This window comes from Citrobacter sp. S55_ASV_140, assembly GCF_018919505.1.
In the GTDB taxonomy this organism is placed as follows: domain Bacteria; phylum Pseudomonadota; class Gammaproteobacteria; order Enterobacterales; family Enterobacteriaceae; genus Citrobacter; species Citrobacter werkmanii.
On record NZ_JAHLQZ010000018.1, the window covers coordinates 16215 to 34970 of the forward strand.

Below are 18756 nucleotides of genomic sequence, written 5' to 3' on the forward strand. Positions count from 1 at the left end.
ATCATTATTGCGAACTGGTTAATAATGAGGGCTGATTATTATGATGAATTGTCCTATGTGCGGGCAGGCTGCACATACCCGAAGCAGCTTCCAGGTTTCCAATGAGACCAAAGAACGCTACAACCAGTGCACTAACATCGAATGCGGGCATACTTTCGTGACGCATGAGACTTTTGTGCGCTCAGTATGCCGTCCGCAAAAAATCAGCGCAGCACCGCCTCATCCAAAGGGTATGCAGGAACAATTTGCTTACTAATACTGACCCGCCGCTGGCGGGTTTTGTACGTCTGGTGCCGCCATAACAAAAGCGCTGTCGCCATTTTGTCGCCACACATGAAAAAGAAGTTATCTAATTGGTTGATTGGAAAGGGGATGAATTTCAGACAACAAAAAACCCATCAACCTTGAACCAAAACGGCGGGGTTGATGGGCTCCACAAATTGGGGACATCAAAGAAAAGCAGTGGCAATAGTTATGACTGACACCTTGAAGAAAAGTTCTGCTGAACTGCAAAAAATTTTCTTTTAAGGGTAATTTTCAGTGCTAACCAAGGCCTGGCCAGACGATGACGATGAGTGTCCCCGCCAATGTCAGCAGAACGTTGGCAATGGCGTAAGTGCCAGCATAGCCTAATGCCGGGATGTTGCTGCGGGCCGTGTCGCTGATAATTTCCATTGCCGGAGCGCAGGTACGTGCGCCCATCATGGCGCCAAACAGCAGGGCGCGGTTCATGCGCAATACGTAAGCGCCAAACAAGAAACATATAACAACCGGAACCAGGCTTACAATCAGACCGGCAATCAGCATTTGACCACCCACGGCGCCAAGGCCATTGCCAATGCCGCTACCCGCGCTTAAACCGACGCCTGCCATGAATACCATCAAACCAAACTCTTTCACCATGTTCAGCGCGCCCTGCGGGATATAGCCAAACGTAGGATGGTTGGCACGCAGGAAGCCCAGCATAATCCCGGCGAACAGTAATCCAGCCGCATTCCCGATGCCGAAGCTGAAATTGCTGAACTGGAAGGTGATCATCCCAATCATCAGACCAATGATAAAGAAGGCGCAGAAGGCCAACAGATCGGTCACTTGACTGTGAATGGAAATGAAGCCGATACGATCTGCGATCGTTTTAACGCGACGGGCATCACCGCTCACCTGCAACACGTCACCTTTATTGAGCACGACGTTGTCATCAATAGGCATTTCGATCTGGCTGCGGATCACGCGGTTGAGGAAACAGCCGTGGTCGGTCAGTTTCAACTGGGCCAGGCGACGACCAACGGCATTGTGGTTTTTCACCACAATCTCTTCCGTGACGATACGCATATCGAGCAGATCGCGATCGAACACTTCTTTGCCGTTACGGAAACTGGGATCGAGGCGGGCATGCGCGTCTGGATAACCGACTAAGGCTATTTCGTCGCCCATTTGCAGCACTGCGTCACCGTCCGGGTTAGCCAGGATGCCGTTGCGGCGGATGCGTTCAATGTAACAGCCGGTCTGACGATAAATACCTAACTCGCGCAGGTTCTTACCATCAGCCCATGCTACCAGCTCCGGGCCTACGCGATAGGCGCGGATCACTGGCAGATAAACCTTACGGTTGGCGTCAGTGTCCAGACCTCGTTCACGCGCAATTTGTTGGGCGCTGGTTTGCAGGTCTTGATGCTGAAGTTTCGGCAGGTAGCGCGCACCGACAATCAGACTGACCAGTCCAATCAAATAGGTGAGGGCGTAACCCAGACTCAGGTTATCGAGGGCGGTGGAAAGCTGCGCGCCTGCCATTCCGGAATGGCGCAAGGTATCGCCTGCGCCGACCAGCACCGGCGTGGAGGTCATCGAACCGGCCAGCATACCCGCCGTCAGGCCGATGTCCCAGCCAAATAGCTTACCCAGCCCCAGGGCGATCAGCATTGCGCTACCGACCATCACCAGAGCAAGCATTAGATAATTTTTCCCATCGCGAAAAAAAATCGAAAAAAAGTTGGGGCCGGCTTCGACGCCGACACAAAAAATAAACAGCATAAAGCCGAGATTTAATGCATCGGTGTTAATACTAAAGTGCTGCTGACCTAATAATAGGGACACCACTAAAACGCCAATGGAATTACCGAGTTGGACTGAACCCAGGCGTAATTTACCCAGGCAGAGGCCCAGAGCCAGGACCACAAATAATAACAGGATGTAATTCCCATTTAACAAATCTGCGACGTTTATATTCACTGAGGCTAACTTCTTGTTTACTAGTAAGCTATTGAAAGAAATGGCAATTTACGCTAATGTTTTTGCCAGAAATTAAGGGGCGACAGCACCGCACACAGCCCCGATTAATGCAGCATAACAATATATGCGGATAGTTTAATCTCATTACGTATCAACGGCTATAAGAATCGTGTGGGTGTGTTTTTGGCATGGAATGCCGAGTTACTTTATCTGACTGGACGCCTGCGGGCGAAAAGAGTGTTCGATAGAGAATGTGTCAGGAGGAACGATTGAAACATAAGCAAAGTTGGGCGGGGGCGATCTGCTGCTTTGTGCTGTTTATTGTGGTGTGTCTTTCATTAACGCTAAACGTGAAAGGGGCATTCAGAGCGGCAGGGCATCCTGAGGTCGGGTTGTTGTTTTTTATCTTGCCTGGTGCTGCAGCAAGCTTTTTCTCCCACCGTCGGGAGGTGCTCAGACCTCTTCTGGGTGCAATGTTGGCGGCGCCATGCTGTCTGTTGCTAATGCGGTTCGTTTTTATGCCGACGCGTTCATTGTGGCAAGAACTGGCGTGGTTATTCAGTGCGGTGTTTTGGTGCGCGCTTGGCGCATTGTGTTTTTTGTTTATCAGTAGCTTGTTCAATCAGCATCAACGACGGAAAAAGAACTGATCACGCCCTCCTGCGGAGGGCGTAGAAACAGCTATCAGGCGAACAGATTCATATTCTCTTTTGCCCACGCCTCAAAATCCGTGCAGCCGCCGATGTGTTTTTGATCAACAAAAATCTGCGGAACGGTTTCTACTGGCTTACCTACCGTCTTTTCCAGATCGGCTTTCGTAATACCTTCGGCATGAATATCAATGTAGCGGAAGTTAAAATCGTCATGCTCATTGCTTAATTTTTCTGCTAATTCTTTTGCGCGCACGCAATACGGGCACCCTGGACGACCAAAAATAACGGCAAACATCTCTCTCTCCTCGAACTTATCAGGCCGGATGGCGAATACTTATTATGATGCCGCGATTTGTGACGGATGGAAAGCAGGTTCGGCCTGTTGCTTTGATATCCTCAAGCTATAACTGTTAAACACGACGAGCCGGAACGTTTTATAATAAAAGCCATTTCGCCGGGAGACCGCTTATGCGCACCATTGGTGTATTACCGAAAAGCGTATTGATGCTGGAAATAATGGGGATGGTTTTGTTATCGCTGGCGTTGCTGTCGCTTAACGATTATCTGACCTTACCCGCGCCGCTTAACAGCCCGCTCGCCTTAGTTGTGATGATATTTCTGGGCGTACTGCTGATGCTCCCCGCCGCGGTGATGTTGATGTGGCGCATTGCTCAACTGCTGGCGCCGCAGCTCCTGTCGCGCGCTCCCGACGATTCTTCCCGTTCAGACAGAGAAAAAAGAGATGACGCCAACCATTGATTTAATCCGCAGCCACCGTTCCATTCGCCATTTCACCGAAGAAGCTATTTCTGACGCACAGCGAGAGGCGATTATTGCCGCCGCTCAGGGCACTTCAAGCTCCAGTTTTTTACAGTGCACAACGATTGTTCGGATAACCGATAAAACCCTGCGTGAATCGCTGGCTACCTTATCTGGCGGTCAAAAGCACGTGGCGCAGGCCGCTGAATTCTGGGTGTTTTGCGCTGACTTTAACCGTCATTTGCAGATTTGCCCTGACGCGCAGTTGGGGCTGGCAGAACAACTGCTGCTGGGCGTGGTTGATACGGCGATGATGGCGCAAAATGCGCTGACGGCGGCAGAATCGCTGGGACTTGGCGGTGTGTATATAGGTGGGTTGCGTAACAATATTGAGTCGGTCACGGAATTATTGAAGTTGCCTCAGCACGTTCTGCCGCTGTTTGGTTTGTGCCTTGGCTGGCCTGCGGATAACCCGGATATCAAGCCGCGCCTGCCTGCGTCGCTGGTTGTGCACGAAAACCAGTATCAGCCGCTTGATACAGACGTTTTGTCGCAGTATGACGAACAGCTTGCGCAGTACTATCTGACCCGCGGCAGTAATACGCGTCGTGACACCTGGAGCGATCACATTCGTCGAACCATCATTAAAGAAAGTCGTCCCTTTATCCTGGAATATTTGCATAAACAGGGATGGGCCACGCGCTAAAGATTTCAACCCAGTGTATGATACGCCTGCTTTTACCAGGTCATTGAGAGGTGCAGGGTGAAAATTGCCATTTTGTCCCGGGACGGAACGCTCTATTCTTGTAAGCGCCTGCGTGAAGCGGCGATGCAGCGCGGTCACCTGGTTGAAATTATCGATCCGCTTTCTTGCTATATGAACATCAGCCCGGCGGCGTCATCTATTCATTACAAGGGCCGCCAGCTTCCTCATTTTGACGCGGTGATCCCACGGATTGGTTCAGCGATTACCTTTTATGGTACGGCGGCACTGCGTCAGTTTGAAATGTTGGGTAGCTATCCGTTAAATGAATCGGTAGCGATTACGCGTGCGCGCGATAAGCTGCGTTCGCTGCAGTTGCTGGCGCGTCAGGGAATCGATTTACCCATTACCGGGATTGCTCACTCCCCGGACGATACCAGCGACATGATTGATATGGTCGGCGGCGCGCCGCTGGTGGTGAAACTGGTTGAAGGCACACAGGGGATCGGCGTGGTGCTGGCGGAAACGCGGCAAGCCGCGGAAAGCGTCGTGGATGCGTTTCGTGGGCTGAATGCTCATATTCTGGTTCAGGAATATATCAAAGAAGCGCAAGGGCGGGATATTCGCTGTTTCGTGGTGGGAGACGAGGTGGTGGCCGCCATTGAACGCCGTGCGAAAGAGGGCGATTTTCGTTCTAATCTCCATCGCGGCGGGGTTGCTACGATTGCGAATATCACGCCGCGCGAAAGAAAAATTGCGCTCAAAGCCGCTCAGACTATGGGGCTGGATGTTGCAGGTGTTGATATTTTGCGTGCAGAACGTGGGCCGCTGGTCATGGAGGTTAACGCTTCTCCGGGACTGGAGGGGGTCGAGAAAACCACCGGGATAGACATTGCCGGCAAGATGATCCAGTGGATCGAGCGCCATGCTACGCCTGAATTTTGTCTTAAAATCGGCGGCTAAACACAATATCGATTGCGATCGTGGTATGACACGCTCTTTTTGCGTAAGCTGTGCCGGTATTTTTTTCATCAATAGAGGTCGCACATTATTATGACATCACTGGTCGTTCCCACTCTGGATACGTTGCGTCAATGGCTCGACGACCTGGGCATGAGTTTTTTTGAATGCGATACCTGTCAGGCGCTGCATTTACCTCATATGCAGAACTTTGACGGCATCTTTGATGCAAAAGTTGATTTGGTGGATAACGTCATTCTGTTTTCTGCGATGGCGGAAGTCAGACCTTCCGCACTGTTGCCACTGGCCGCCGATTTGTCCGCGATTAATGCCAGTTCGCTGACGGTGAAAGCATTTCTGGATATGCAGGATGATAATCTGCCAAAGCTGGTGGTTTGCCAGTCTTTATCCGTTACGCCGGGCGTAACGTTTGAACAGTTTGAGTGTTTTGTTCGCCAGAGCGAAGAGCAGATATCGATGGTGATCCTCGAAGCCGGGGCGCATCAGCTGTTATTTAACGCTGAAGACGATACGCAAAACAGCAATGCTGAAGTCCATTTCCTCCATTAATTCTCCCTGAATCTGGACACATTTTGCGCAGCCGCTACCAGAGCGGTTGCGTACTGCCTGTTTTTATTCTGCGTTTAACCTTTTATTAAAGAATTATTCACTTCCATTCTGCTCCTTCCGCTTTATGTCATAGACAATTCCTGCATAAAAAATTGATAAAAGACGTTTTTTAATCTGGGCTATATCCACAAAACCTGGCTAAAGTTATTCTTGCGAAGCATATAGACGTCAATTCTCGAACTGCCCCGTGTGACCTGAGCTGTGACTACAATACGTGGTGAATGAGTGAGCGGATATCTGCGCGCGATAGCGGCATCGGGAGAGGACTCTCTTTTCATTGATACCGCATGAAAGAATATGCACGTTTCTTGCATATCATTAGAGTGTGACATTTTTGTTCGTTTGTTAACGAACTTTCAGAAGGAAAGAGATTATGACCGCCTTAAATAAAAAATGGTTATCAGGCCTGGTTGTGGGTGCTCTGATGTCCATCTCTGCCGGCACGCTCGCTGCTGAACAAAAAACGCTGCATATTTATAACTGGTCTGATTATATTGCTCCGGATACGGTGGCTAACTTTGAAAAAGAGACCGGAATTAAAGTTATCTATGACGTATTTGATTCCAATGAAGTACTGGAAGGTAAGCTCATGGCGGGTAGCACCGGTTTTGACCTGGTTGTTCCTTCCGCCAGTTTCCTCGAACGTCAACTGACCGCCGGCGTCTTCCAGCCGCTGGATAAGAGCAAACTACCGGGCTGGAAAAACCTCGATCCTGAGCTGCTGAAGCTGGTGGGTAAACACGATCCGGACAACAAGTTTGCGATGCCGTATATGTGGGCAACGACCGGCATTGGCTATAACGTGGACAAAGTGAAAGCGGTGCTGGGGCCAGATGCGCCGGTTGATAGCTGGGATCTGATCCTCAAACCGGAAAATCTGGAAAAACTCAAAAGTTGCGGTGTCTCTTTCCTTGATGCGCCTGAAGAGGTGTTTGCTACCGTGCTGAACTATTTGGGTAAAGATCCCAACAGTACCAAAGCAGATGATTACACCGGACCGGCGACCGACCTGCTGTTGAAACTGCGTCCGAATATTCGCTACTTCCACTCTTCGCAATATATTAACGACCTGGCAAACGGAGATACCTGTGTAGCAATTGGTTGGGCGGGGGACGTATGGCAGGCGGCGAACCGGGCAAAAGAAGCGAAAAATGGCGTCAATATCTCTTTCTCAATTCCTAAAGAGGGGGCGATGGCGTTCTTTGACGTGTTCGCAATGCCAGCTGATGCTAAAAACAAAGAAGAAGCCTATCAGTTCCTCAACTACCTGCTGCGTCCTGATGTGATTGCGCATATTTCCGACCACGTGTTCTATGCCAATGCCAACAAAGAAGCGACGGCTCTCGTCAGTCAGGAAGTTCGTGATAACCCTGGTATCTACCCGCCTGCGGATGTGCGCGCCAAGCTGTTCACGCTGAAAGTACAGGATCCGAAGATCGACCGTGTCCGTACCCGAGCGTGGACGAAGGTAAAAAGCGGAAAATAACCTGATGTTTGGGACATGACCCGGCAGGATTTATGCCTGCCGGGCAGTGTTGATCCTAAACACACCTAACCCGGCAATACGCACCACCGTGGTGCGTTATTTGCACCGTTTCTTTGTTTTATGCCGGAGAGCACCTGAGTGAATGATGCAACCCCACGCCCACACGCGAAAATCCGCAAGGCGCTGACCCCGCTGCTTGAAATTCGCAACCTGACCAAGTCTTTCGACGGGCAACACGCCGTCGATGACGTCAATCTTACTATCTACAAAGGTGAAATATTTGCCCTGCTCGGCGCATCCGGCTGTGGCAAATCGACTCTGCTGCGCATGTTAGCGGGATTTGAACAGCCGACAACCGGGCAAATTATGCTTGATGGCGTCGATTTAGCGCACGTCCCGCCTTATCTGCGTCCGATCAATATGATGTTTCAATCCTATGCCCTGTTTCCGCACATGACGGTAGAGCAGAACATTGCCTTTGGCCTCAAGCAGGACAAGCTGCCAAAAGCTGAAATTGCCAGCCGGGTGAATGAGATGCTGGGCCTGGTGCACATGCAGGAATTTGCAAAACGCAAACCGCATCAGCTTTCCGGCGGTCAGCGTCAACGTGTGGCGCTGGCGCGTAGCCTGGCGAAACGGCCGAAGTTGCTGCTGCTGGATGAACCGATGGGGGCGCTGGACAAAAAGCTCCGTGACCGTATGCAACTGGAAGTGGTGGATATCCTTGAACGCGTCGGCGTGACCTGCGTGATGGTAACGCACGATCAGGAAGAAGCCATGACGATGGCAGGGCGCATTGCGATCATGAACCGTGGAAAATTTGTGCAGATCGGCGAACCGGAAGAGATCTACGAGCATCCGACTACGCGCTATAGCGCCGAGTTTATCGGTTCGGTTAACGTCTTTGAAGGACTACTGAAAGAACGCCAGGAAGATGGGCTGATTATTGAGTCTCCTGGACTGGTGCATCCGCTTAAAGTAGATGCAGATGCGTCTATTGTCGATAACGTCCCAGTGTATGTTGCGCTGCGCCCGGAAAAAATCATGCTCTGTGAGGCTCCTCCCCCAGACGGTTATAACTTCGCGGTAGGCGAAGTGGTACACATTGCCTATCTGGGCGATTTGTCGGTGTATCACGTACGTTTGAAAAGCGGCCAGATGCTGAGCGCTCAGCTACAAAATGAACATCGTTATCGCAAGGGATTACCAACCTGGGGTGACGAGGTCCGTTTGTGCTGGGATGCAGACAGCTGTGTGGTGTTGACGGTTTAAGGAGCGAAGATGAGTACACTTGAACCTCCGGCGCGCGTGGATAAAGCAGGGCGATTCACGCTGCTTATGTCGCGGCTGCAAATGAACCACGGGCGCAAGCTGGTGATTGCGCTGCCGTATGTGTGGCTGCTGCTCCTGTTTCTTCTGCCGTTTCTGATCGTCTTCAAAATCAGTTTGGCTGAAATGGCGCGGGCTATTCCACCGTATACTGACCTCGTTTCATGGGCTGACGATCAGCTATCCATCACGCTCAACTTAGCCAACTTCCTGCAACTAACGGACGATCCGCTCTATTTTGATGCCTACCTGCAATCTTTGCAGGTGGCGGGGATTTCGACGATCTGTTGTCTGCTGTTGGGATATCCGCTGGCGTGGGCCGTCGCACACAGTAAACCCTCGACACGCAATATTCTGTTGTTGCTGGTGATCCTGCCGTCCTGGACGTCGTTTTTGATTCGCGTGTACGCCTGGATGGGGATCCTGAAAAATAACGGTGTACTGAATAACTTTCTGATGTGGCTGGGCGTTATCGATCAACCATTGACGATTCTGCACACCAATCTGGCGGTCTATATCGGTATTGTTTATGCCTATTTACCCTTTATGGTGCTGCCGATTTACACCGCGCTGACGCGTATTGATTATTCGCTGGTAGAGGCGGCGCTGGATTTGGGCGCCCGACCGTTGAAAACCTTCTTTAGCGTGATTGTGCCATTGACCAAAGGCGGGATTATCGCCGGATCGATGTTGGTGTTTATCCCGGCTGTGGGTGAGTTTGTAATTCCGGAACTGCTGGGCGGCCCGGATAGTATCATGATTGGTCGCGTGCTGTGGCAGGAGTTCTTTAATAACCGCGACTGGCCGGTGGCATCTGCCGTTGCCATTATTATGCTGCTGTTACTGATTGTGCCAATCATGTGGTTCCACAAATATCAGCAAAAAAGCATGGGGGAACACGGATGAATAACTTACCGGTCGTGCGTTCGCCGTGGCGTATTTTTATCCTGGTGCTGGGCTTTACCTTCCTGTACGCACCGATGCTGATGCTGGTTATCTATTCGTTTAACAGTTCGAAGCTGGTAACGGTCTGGGCGGGGTGGTCAACGCGTTGGTATGGTGAACTTTTCCACGATACCGCGATGATAAGCGCCGTTGGCATGAGCTTAACGATTGCCGCGGGTGCGGCGACGATGGCGGCAATCCTCGGTACTATAGCCGCCGTGGTAATGGTGCGTTTTGGCCGTTTTCGCGGATCGAATGGGTTTGCTTTTATGATTACCGCACCGCTGGTTATGCCGGATGTCATTACCGGTTTATCACTGCTGCTGCTGTTTGTGGCGCTGGCGCATGCCATCGGCTGGCCTGCGGATCGCGGTATGTTGACCATCTGGCTGGCGCACGTCACCTTCTGTACGGCGTACGTGGCGGTGGTGATTTCCTCACGGTTGCGCGAACTGGATCACTCCATTGAGGAAGCGGCAATGGATCTTGGCGCCACGCCGCTGAAGGTCTTTTTCGTTATCACGCTGCCGATGATTATGCCTGCGGTGATCTCCGGCTGGTTACTGGCCTTCACGTTGTCGCTTGATGATCTGGTTATCGCCAGCTTTGTCTCTGGTCCTGGCGCCACAACATTACCGATGCTGGTGTTCTCCAGCGTACGTATGGGGGTTAACCCGGAGATCAACGCGCTGGCGACGCTGATTCTTGGCGTGGTAGGAATCATCGGATTTATCGCGTGGTATCTGATGGCGCGAACAGAAAAACAACGGATTCGCGATATCCAACGTGCAAGACGCGGCTGAAAAAACTAAAATCTGCCAACCTGTCTATACGGCGCCGCTGTGGTGGCTGCGCCGTTTTCATGGAAGACGACGCGTTGGGATTTTTTAAGAAATCATCCACATCACATGCTCGCTTAAACGTCCCTGCGTTGGTGCAGGTGGCGGCGCTGGCTATTATCATGATCCGCTGTCTCGATCTGTTGATGATTTTTAATACGCTAGGGTTGCGTGGAACCAGCGAATTTATTCATCGCAGCGTGCAGACCTGGAATTTGACGCTGGTGTTTCTGGGCAGCCTGGCGCTGCTGTTTATTGAAATCTACTGCGCATTTTCGCTGGTGAAAGGACGTAACTGGGCGCGTTGGGTTTATCTGTTGACCCAGATTATCGCCAGCGTTTATCTGTGGGCGGCCTCGTTGGGTTATGGTTATCCGGAACTGTTCAGCATTGCGGGAGAGTCCAGACGTGAGATCCTGCGTACGCTGGTGATGCAAAAGTTGCCGGATATGCTGGTGTTGCTGCTACTGTTTGTTCCCGCGTCCAGTCGGCGGTTCTTCCGTTTGCAGTAAATGTGGTCGGTATTGTTTGTAGGCCGGATAAGGCGTTTACGCCGCCATCCGGCACCGATGCCGCACAATTGCCTGATGGCGACCCTAACGCGTCATATCAGGCCTACGAAAGCTCAGGCCTGATATGCATCCCGAATGATTTTACGTATATAATCTCCGCCCTCGATCACGTAAAGGTTTTTGTATGCAGTGCGCACTCTATGACGCCGGTCGCTGTCGTTCCTGTCAGTGGATTGAACAGCCGGTTTCCCACCAACTCACCGCCAAAATGGCCGATTTACGCCAACTGCTTGCTGAACATGCGGTGGCGGAGTGGCGCGCGCCGGTCAGCGGCCCGGAACGCGCTTTTCGCAACAAAGCCAAAATGGTGGTCAGCGGCAGCGTGGAAAAACCATTGCTTGGGATGCTGCATCGTGACGGTACGCCGGAGGATTTGTGTGATTGTCCGCTCTATCCTGCGTCTTTTTCGCCCGTATTTGCCGCGCTCAAACCGTTTATCGCCCGTGCGGGGTTAACGCCCTATAACGTGGCGCGTAAACGCGGGGAGCTTAAATATCTGCTGTTAACGGAAAGCCGGTTTGATGGCGGTATGATGCTGCGCTTTGTCCTGCGTTCAGACGCCAAACTGGCGCAGTTGCGTGCAGCGCTACCGTGGTTGCAGGAACGGTTGCCACAGTTAAAAGTGATCACTGTGAATATTCAACCGGTGCATATGGCGATTATGGAAGGGGAGACAGAAATCTTCCTCACCGAACAACAGGCGCTGGCGGAACGCTTTAATGATGTGCCGCTGTGGATACGTCCGCAGAGCTTTTTCCAGACCAACCCAGTGGTGGCGGGACATTTATATGCCACCGCACGCGACTGGGTGCGCCAGCTTCCGGTTAATCATATGTGGGATCTGTTTTGCGGCGTAGGAGGGTTTGGTCTGCATTGCGCCACGCCGCAGATGAAACTGACAGGTATTGAAATCGCGCCAGAGGCGATTACCTGTGCGAAACAGTCGGCGCAGGAGCTTGGGTTGCAAAATCTGCGTTTTCAGGCGCTGGATTCGACTCAGTTTGCTATCGCCCAGGGCGAAGTACCCGATCTGGTTTTGGTGAACCCGCCGCGTCGCGGGATTGGCAAACCGCTGTGCGATTTTCTTTCCCGCATGGCGCCACGTTTTATTGTCTATTCAAGCTGCAATGCGCAAACCATGGCGAAGGATATTCACGAGTTGCCAGGGTATCGCATTGACCGCGTTCAGCTTTTCGACATGTTCCCACATACCGCGCATTACGAAGTGTTAACGCTGCTCAGCAGACAATAACGGATATGCCTGATGGCGCTTTGCTTATCTTAAACGGTTTGGCTGAGCAGGCGCTGTTTGATGTTTCTCACAAGTCTAACGGCTTTAGCAACGTTGATGTTTTGGAAGTAACGGATAAGGGACAAGAGGTTGAGTTTTGGGATCGCAAGGATGGTGCCTATATATATCATCGTGCGGTGGCTGAAATTAAAGAATGCACTGAAACCGGTCCAAGTGGCATGAAGATTGTTCGCGTGTCGTATACGAGGAAGCCGGTTGATGTACCAAGTTGGGTAGATAAAAGCGCATTCGCTGGTGTCAGAGAAATGACTGAACCTGCTGAAAGTCTTAAGACCAGTAATAGTTGGAAAGCTAACTAAAGGGATACCAGATCGATAAATGCCCCTGTTGCTTTGTAGAAAGCCAGTGCGGGGGCATGATTGCTCAAACTACTTAGTCACAGTTTGATATAGAGTCTACTCGAAATAGTATATCTTCGTAATATTTGAACTGTATTTCTCATTGGCATGTCTACGGGTATGGTTGGCACTTATATCAACCTCCCGGTAATTGCTATCATAGGACTATTGCTGTAAAGATGTTCTCTTTGATAATATTGAATTCAGTTGGTTAATAGAATGTGAAAATTAAAAAATGAGATCCACTATTTATCTAACGTTGTTGTTTTTAAATATTGATTAATGCAAATGTTTATTCTGAAAATTATATTTTCATGTAGAGTATGATTGCTTTGAGACTGATAGGTAATCATGTTAGAGTAAAAATAATTGATTTGGCTAAGTGAGTTATTGTAATATGAGTTAATCCAGAACTGATAAAACATCAAAAGTAATGAACGTAATAGATATTGTAAAAGATTCGTGGTTATTCGATGAGCATTTCAAGGGGATCACTGGGCCGCTAATCGTAGCTATTTCTTTCTGGTCAGTAAAATCTATAAGACGACTTTTTTTTCCATTCTTTTGGATCTTTAGAAATAATCTGTCATCCGGTTTTTTAAAACTATCGGTAGATGATAAAATTGATGCCTTAAAAATAATAGGTGAATATAAAGAGAGTGACAAAGAATATAATGTTTTAATTAAGGAGTTAAAACTAAAACAATATGGTCTGTTTTATCCTCTACCAATACTACAAGTGTTATTCAGTTATATTCATGATAATAATATTCGTATGAACAGCACAGGTTTTTTGTCCTTTTTAGATTGCAATCAGATTTTTGATTATGATAGGGATACAATGCCAATACATTCTTCAAAAAAAATAATTCTTCATTTGATTGCTTATGCCGTATTTATGGCTTTTCTAATCTACTATATTTTTGGCGTGTTTGAGTTAATTGGTTCACTATATCATGCTCCTAAAAATTTGATTAATACAATGACATTATTATCAATGCTTGTTATTGTTATTATAATATTTAGAATCATATATATCATTTTAGAAAATTCAGTTTCTTTTATTTGGGCTATTAACTTTTCGAAAAAACTTAGGGAGTATTCATTTTCAATGAAAAGAGAAAAGCTACTTGAGAAATATAGAGTAACACCTAAATATTCTGATAGAAGTAGCTAATATATTTATTTATCAAAAATAATAACAAGACTACGAATAGATATTATTATAACGTCCGATTAAACCTAGTTTTGTAGAGTCAGCTTTATAACAAACTCTACAAATATTTATGTAGTAGGAGTTTATAACGCCTGGATTGGGGACTGCATTTTATAAGAAAAATGAAATATTGTTGGCTGCAGTAAGTCCTCCTCTATGTGCGCACCTAATTATTCAGGAGTAATATTCATGGTTGGCCATATTTTATTATTATTGCATCTTGTCTATTTTTTCTGTGCTTCAGACTTTTAAAATGAACTTCCAGTGATGATCGAGAATTGAGTGATCCTATAAGATTAAGGGCATTATTATCTGAAAAAGAACAACTTGCTAACGAAAAGACAGGCTGATTAACTTCTAATAAGTTGAGGCAGTGTTTCCAGATTCGTCAAGGTGAATATTTGGCACTAACATTTCCCTTCTTATAATTTTATCCTTGTTCCTATTCTCTTTTTGACGCGTTTTTCAAACTCGTCTGGTGGTACATAGATACTCAGCACTTCATCAAACACGTATTTGTCAGCAATACGCATATCGTGTTCAATATCAGAAGTCACAGGCTTCTTCTTGGCCCAGACGAATTTCTTTTTTATGTATTTAACCGCAAGAATGGTGAAACGTTTGAAAATCCTATCCTGACGTGATTTAACCAGTTTCTTCTTACTGTTAACAAGAGTGCACTTAATCGCTCTGGTAGTTAAAGAGGATGCGGTTTTCAATTTATTGCGTGTATGAGGTGCAGGGGCAACCAGAACAGGAGATTTTTCTCCAGCCATACCAGCCTTACTTACCTTGTTGGGATCACGGTAAGATTTTACTGCTAGCCTTTGGTATAGTTCAGATGCCGCTACAACTGGCTGTTGCTTTTCTCTGGCTGTGGTTCAGAAAGAACAGATACCGTAAAGTTTCTGATATCAATAACGATCCCAAGTGGAAGATCACTGAAGGTTGTATAAACTGTCTTCGCCTCCGCGATTTGATGATCGCGTAAAGTTAGCAGGAACATCATACTCAGGTTTTTGAGTTTGTTGCACGCATCAGGTGTCGTCAGCCGCGAATCGGTACGCGTAAACTGCACTATCTGCTGAACACTCAGACCGATAAAACGCTGAATATCGGGTGGGACCGTCTATTTAACCTGCTGAAACCCAGACCTGAACAGGTTACCGCTCTTGATCCTGAGCAGGTCTGGGTTGCCGATATTACTTATCTTGCACTACGCAGCGGCACGGCCTATCTGAGTCTGGTCACCGATGCCAGCTCCAGAAAAATCATGGGTTACCATATCGGGGAAAACCTGCAGACAGAAAACTTGGTTAAAGCGTTCAGACAGGCGCTGAGGCGAAGAAAAACGACAGGTCCGCTTGTACATCACTCTGACAGAGGAGTGCAATACTGTAGCTACTTTATAAGTCAGTCCATGAAAGAATCGGAATAACCTGTTCAATGACCGATGGTTATGACTGCTACCATAATGCGCTGGCTGAGCGGGTAAACAGGATCCTGAAAAATGAAATTTTACTCTCGCGCCCAACAGACCTGGTGCAGGCCCGGGAAATGGTAAAAGAATCCGTGGCAATTTATAACCATGAGCGGCCACATCTGGCCCTGAGATACAAAATGCCTGATGATGCTCATCAGTCATTTTACAGACAGAAAACTGTCAACCTATATCAGGACTAGTCACATTTTATGCAGGATAAAACCAATTTTGCGTTGTAAGGAATTGATTTTATATCAAATATGGAGTGGGGGATTGACTCGCTTTGCTCGCCCCTTCGGGGCAGCCCGTTCGCGATGCTCCCGGTCTGTCCAGCTGGCTGCGCCAGCAGTCGAACCCCGGTCGGGGCTTCTCATCCCCCCGCAGGCGTGCAATATGCGAAAAAAAAGCCCGTACTTGCGCACGAGCTCTTCTTAAAATATGGCGGTGAGGGGGGGATTCGAACCCCCGATACGTTGCCGTATACACACTTTCCAGGCGTGCTCCTTCAGCCACTCGGACACCTCACCATATTGTATTGCTGCCTGACCGCTTGGGGGGCAACGGGGCGCTACTATAGGGAGTTGCGCTAAAACGGTCAAGCAGAATTTACAGGTTCACTGTTGTTTGGTTACGCAGTGTACATATTTCTCCGCCCGGACTGGCGCGGAGGATATAATTAACGCTGAGAGTCCAGTTTTTCGCCGTTGGTCACGACTTCCTGGGCTTTGCTGTAGCTTTCTATCAGCAACTGATACGCCGGGAAGACTTTGGTATACACTTCAGCCCATTCAGCGGCGTCTTCACGGTTCCATGTCCCCTGAATTTCAGAAGCGACGGCAGCGGTATCCATCGGCACGACGCCAGCCTGAACCACGCGTGCCAGGGTAATTTCCTGCGCCATTTTGCTGTAGGTGCCGGAGGCGTCGATTACGGCGAAGACCTTATAACCTTCAGCCACTGCGCTGATGGCCGGGAAAGCCATGCAGACGCTGGTGATCGTACCGGCGATAATCAGCGTCTTACGACCTGTTGCTTTTACCGCTTTAACGAAGTCTTCGTTATCCCAGGCGTTGATTTCGCCTTTACGCGCCACGTATTGGGCGTGAGGCGCATTGGCATGGATCTCAGGGATCAGCGGGCCATTAGGTCCCTGCGGTACAGACGCCGTGGTAATCACCGGCATTTTCGCCAGGGTGGCCATTTTAGCCAGCGCAGCAGCACGCGCACGCAGCTCTGGCATTGGCATATCGCCGACGGTCTGGAAAAGCCCGCTCTGATGGTCGATAAGCAGCATGACGGAATCATTCACATCGATGACCGGACGTGAACCATTAAAGTTTGCAGGACTGGACATATTCTTCTCCTTCGATTCAGATTTGGCCAAAACGGCCGGAGTTAAAATCGCGTACGGCTTCAGCGATTTCTTGTTTCGTGTTCATGACAAACGGGCCGTAACCTACAATGGGCTCGTTCAACGGTTCGCCAGACAGCAGCAGCACGATGGCATCGCTGGTGGCTTCAATGTGCAGCGTTTTCCCCTGCTGGCTTAGCACCACCAGTTGCGCTTCGCTGGCTGGCGTGGTGCCGTTTACGGTGATATTGCCTTTCAATACCACCAGCGCGGTGCTCCATCCTTCATGCTGAGACAACGTGAGCTGATGATTACGTTGCAGTCGCATATCCCAGACGTTCAGCGGCGAAAAAGTATGTGCAGGCCCTTTGGTTTCCTCGTAGCTACCCGCAATAACGCGAACGCTTCCTGCTTCATCAGGCATCGCAACCGTTGGGATAACATCGCTGGTGATGCTCTGATAACCCGGCGCGGCCATTTTGTCTTTTGCCGGCAGGTTGACCCACAGCTGTACCATTTCCAGTTCGCCGCCCCGACGGGTAAATTCCGGTGAATGGAACTCTTCGTGCAAAATTCCTGCACCTGCGGTCATCCACTGCACGTCGCCGGGACCGATAATGCCGCCGCGACCGGTTGAATCACGATGTTCAACTTCACCGCTGTAAACGATGGTCACCGTTTCAAAACCACGGTGAGGGTGTTCGCCGACGCCGCGCTTTTCGTTACCCGGTGTGAACGTATGCGGACCGGCGTAATCCAGCAGCAGGAATGGACTTAACTGCTCTGCATGAGACTGGTAAGAGAACATTGAGCGAACCGGAAATCCATCGCCAACCCAGTGCGGGCGAGGTGCGGTGTAGACGCCTGTTACTTGTTTCATTTGTGTCTCCTCAGTGGCGTTATCTTGATGTGAATAAGCTTATATTCATGACAGCGAATTGAGTAGTCGCTAAAATGGTCTTCACTGTCTCATAAATAGGACAATAAAATGACAAAGCCGGATCTCAATGATTTTGCCTGGTTTGTACATGTCGTAGAGGAAGGTGGTTTCGCGGCGGCGGGACGTGCGCTTGATGAACCGAAATCAAAACTGAGCCGACGTATTGCGCAACTTGAAGAGAGGTTGGGGGTTCGACTTATTCAGCGAACCACCCGGCAGTTTAACGTGACTGAAGTCGGACAAACCTTTTACGAGCACTGTAAGGCGATGCTGGTGGAAGCGCAGGCGGCTCAGGATGCCATTGCGGCTTTACAGGTTGAGCCGCGTGGCGTTGTGAAGCTGACTTGTCCGGTCACCTTGTTGCATGTGCATATTGGGCCAATGCTTGCCCGATTTATGGCGCGTTATCCCGATGTATCCGTGCAGCTTGAGGCGACGAACCGTCGCGTTGATGTTATCGGTGAAGGTCTGGACGTGGCGATTCGCGTCAGACCTCGTCCATTTGAGGATAGTGACCTGGTGATGCGGGTACTTGCAGACAGGGGACACCGGTTATATGCCAGCCCGCGATTAATTGAACAAATGGGCGCGGTTAACTCCCCGGCGGAATTGACCCGTTGGCCGGGCCTGAGTCTGGCATCGGGTAAACATGTGCATCGCTGGGAGTTATTCGGCCCACAGGGCGCACGGGCGGAGGTGCATTTCACGCCGCGAATGATCACCACTGATATGCTGGCGTTACGTGAAGCCGCGATTGCCGGCGTGGGGGTTGTACAACTTCCGCAACTGATGGTGAAAGAGCAATTAGCGGCGGGTGAGCTGGTGGCATTGCTCGACGGTTGGGAGCCCAAGCGGGAAATTATTCACGCAGTCTTTCCGTCTCGTCGGGGATTACTGCCCTCGGTACGCGCCCTGGTGGATTTCTTAACAGAAGAATATGCCCGGATGATTGAGGATTAAATACAGATCCTCAGCCTATAAAAAAGGCCGGTTAAACCGACCTTTTATTAT

18 protein-coding genes, 1 tRNA gene and 3 pseudogenes are annotated in these 18756 nt (G+C 49.5%); 16 read left to right on the top strand and 6 right to left on the bottom strand.

The window, feature by feature from the left end:
* Positions 1-40: 40 nt before the first annotated feature.
* On the top strand, positions 41-256 hold the full coding sequence (locus KQJ18_RS05145; RefSeq protein ID WP_058842448.1) for an ogr/Delta-like zinc finger family protein: 216 nt from the start codon (positions 41-43) through the stop codon (positions 254-256).
* Positions 257-543: 287 nt separating this feature from the next.
* On the opposite strand, the gene KQJ18_RS05150 is transcribed toward KQJ18_RS05145, so the two are convergent.
* Entirely contained in the window at positions 544-2229 is a 1686-nt protein-coding gene (locus KQJ18_RS05150; protein WP_038639225.1) for an aspartate:alanine antiporter, read from the bottom strand.
* Between the two features lie 269 nt (positions 2230-2498).
* On the opposite strand from KQJ18_RS05150, the gene KQJ18_RS05155 reads away from it, so the two are divergent.
* Positions 2499-2879: an inner membrane protein YbjM gene (locus tag KQJ18_RS05155; protein WP_061388467.1), complete on the top strand. Its 381-nt coding sequence runs from the start codon at positions 2499-2501 to the stop codon at positions 2877-2879.
* A gap of 34 nt (positions 2880-2913) precedes the next feature.
* On the opposite strand, the gene KQJ18_RS05160 is transcribed toward KQJ18_RS05155, so the two are convergent.
* Positions 2914-3177 carry a GrxA family glutaredoxin gene (locus KQJ18_RS05160; protein WP_016152408.1) on the bottom strand — a complete coding sequence of 88 codons (264 nt, stop codon included), beginning with the start codon at positions 3175-3177 and terminating at the stop codon, positions 2914-2916.
* 173 nt (positions 3178-3350) lie between these two features.
* On the opposite strand from KQJ18_RS05160, the gene KQJ18_RS05165 reads away from it, so the two are divergent.
* From KQJ18_RS05165 to KQJ18_RS05220, 12 genes and pseudogenes are all read left to right on the top strand, one after another.
* Positions 3351-3641: a YbjC family protein gene (locus KQJ18_RS05165; protein ID WP_085049182.1), complete on the top strand. Its 291-nt coding sequence runs from the start codon at positions 3351-3353 to the stop codon at positions 3639-3641.
* The gene (gene nfsA / locus KQJ18_RS05170; protein ID WP_087857572.1) at positions 3625-4347 is read left to right on the top strand and encodes a nitroreductase NfsA; all 723 of its coding nucleotides are present in this window, start codon (positions 3625-3627) and stop codon (positions 4345-4347) included. The genes KQJ18_RS05165 and nfsA overlap by 17 nt, the downstream gene beginning before the upstream one ends.
* A gap of 57 nt (positions 4348-4404) precedes the next feature.
* On the top strand, positions 4405-5307 hold the full coding sequence (gene rimK, locus KQJ18_RS05175; RefSeq protein ID WP_038639233.1) for a 30S ribosomal protein S6--L-glutamate ligase: 903 nt from the start codon (positions 4405-4407) through the stop codon (positions 5305-5307).
* 90 nt (positions 5308-5397) lie between these two features.
* The gene (locus KQJ18_RS05180) at positions 5398-5874 is read left to right on the top strand and encodes a YbjN domain-containing protein (protein WP_038639236.1); all 477 of its coding nucleotides are present in this window, start codon (positions 5398-5400) and stop codon (positions 5872-5874) included.
* A gap of 433 nt (positions 5875-6307) precedes the next feature.
* Positions 6308-7420 (top strand): spermidine/putrescine ABC transporter substrate-binding protein PotF, encoded by a 1113-nt coding sequence (gene potF / locus KQJ18_RS05185; RefSeq protein WP_038639239.1) that lies wholly within the window; start codon positions 6308-6310, stop codon positions 7418-7420.
* Between the two features lie 138 nt (positions 7421-7558).
* The gene (potG, locus tag KQJ18_RS05190) at positions 7559-8692 is read left to right on the top strand and encodes a putrescine ABC transporter ATP-binding subunit PotG (protein ID WP_069323238.1); all 1134 of its coding nucleotides are present in this window, start codon (positions 7559-7561) and stop codon (positions 8690-8692) included.
* A gap of 9 nt (positions 8693-8701) precedes the next feature.
* Positions 8702-9655, top strand: coding sequence for a putrescine ABC transporter permease PotH (gene potH / locus KQJ18_RS05195; protein WP_069323239.1), 954 nt, complete (start codon positions 8702-8704; stop codon positions 9653-9655).
* Positions 9652-10497, top strand: a complete 846-nt coding sequence (gene potI / locus KQJ18_RS05200) for a putrescine ABC transporter permease PotI (protein ID WP_038639247.1) — start codon at positions 9652-9654, stop codon at positions 10495-10497. Before potH ends, potI begins: the two co-directional genes overlap by 4 nt.
* 59 nt (positions 10498-10556) lie before the next feature.
* The gene (locus KQJ18_RS05205; RefSeq protein ID WP_038639250.1) at positions 10557-11045 is read left to right on the top strand and encodes a YbjO family protein; all 489 of its coding nucleotides are present in this window, start codon (positions 10557-10559) and stop codon (positions 11043-11045) included.
* A 166-nt stretch (positions 11046-11211) separates the two neighbouring features.
* Positions 11212-12357, top strand: a pseudogene (rlmC, locus tag KQJ18_RS05210) (23S rRNA (uracil(747)-C(5))-methyltransferase RlmC); the annotation flags it as partial.
* Between the two features lie 26 nt (positions 12358-12383).
* Positions 12384-12716 (top strand): annotated as a pseudogene (locus tag KQJ18_RS05215) (DNA-directed RNA polymerase subunit beta); the annotation flags it as partial.
* Positions 12717-13188: 472 nt separating this feature from the next.
* Positions 13189-13932 (top strand): hypothetical protein, encoded by a 744-nt coding sequence (locus KQJ18_RS05220; RefSeq protein WP_121528828.1) that lies wholly within the window; start codon positions 13189-13191, stop codon positions 13930-13932.
* Between the two features lie 461 nt (positions 13933-14393).
* On the opposite strand, the gene KQJ18_RS05225 is transcribed toward KQJ18_RS05220, so the two are convergent.
* Positions 14394-14747, bottom strand: a complete 354-nt coding sequence (locus tag KQJ18_RS05225; protein WP_216421606.1) for a hypothetical protein — start codon at positions 14745-14747, stop codon at positions 14394-14396.
* 236 nt (positions 14748-14983) lie between these two features.
* Between KQJ18_RS05225 and KQJ18_RS05230 the strand changes: the two are divergent.
* Positions 14984-15654, top strand: a pseudogene (locus tag KQJ18_RS05230) (IS3 family transposase); the annotation flags it as partial.
* Positions 15655-15893: 239 nt separating this feature from the next.
* Here the strand turns inward: KQJ18_RS05230 and KQJ18_RS05235 are convergent.
* The 3 genes from KQJ18_RS05235 to KQJ18_RS05245 all read right to left on the bottom strand — a co-directional run bounded on the left by KQJ18_RS05235 (position 15894) and on the right by KQJ18_RS05245 (position 17685).
* A tRNA-Ser gene (locus tag KQJ18_RS05235) sits at positions 15894-15981 on the bottom strand.
* A 149-nt stretch (positions 15982-16130) separates the two neighbouring features.
* Positions 16131-16808: an isochorismatase family protein gene (locus KQJ18_RS05240; RefSeq protein WP_032939929.1), complete on the bottom strand. Its 678-nt coding sequence runs from the start codon at positions 16806-16808 to the stop codon at positions 16131-16133.
* A gap of 16 nt (positions 16809-16824) precedes the next feature.
* A complete protein-coding gene (locus KQJ18_RS05245) occupies positions 16825-17685 on the bottom strand; it encodes a pirin family protein (RefSeq protein WP_216421607.1) in 861 nt (286 codons plus the stop codon).
* Positions 17686-17793: 108 nt separating this feature from the next.
* Between KQJ18_RS05245 and KQJ18_RS05250 the strand changes: the two genes are divergently transcribed.
* Positions 17794-18705, top strand: coding sequence for a LysR family transcriptional regulator (locus KQJ18_RS05250; protein WP_069323241.1), 912 nt, complete (start codon positions 17794-17796; stop codon positions 18703-18705).
* Positions 18706-18756 lie beyond the last annotated feature (51 nt).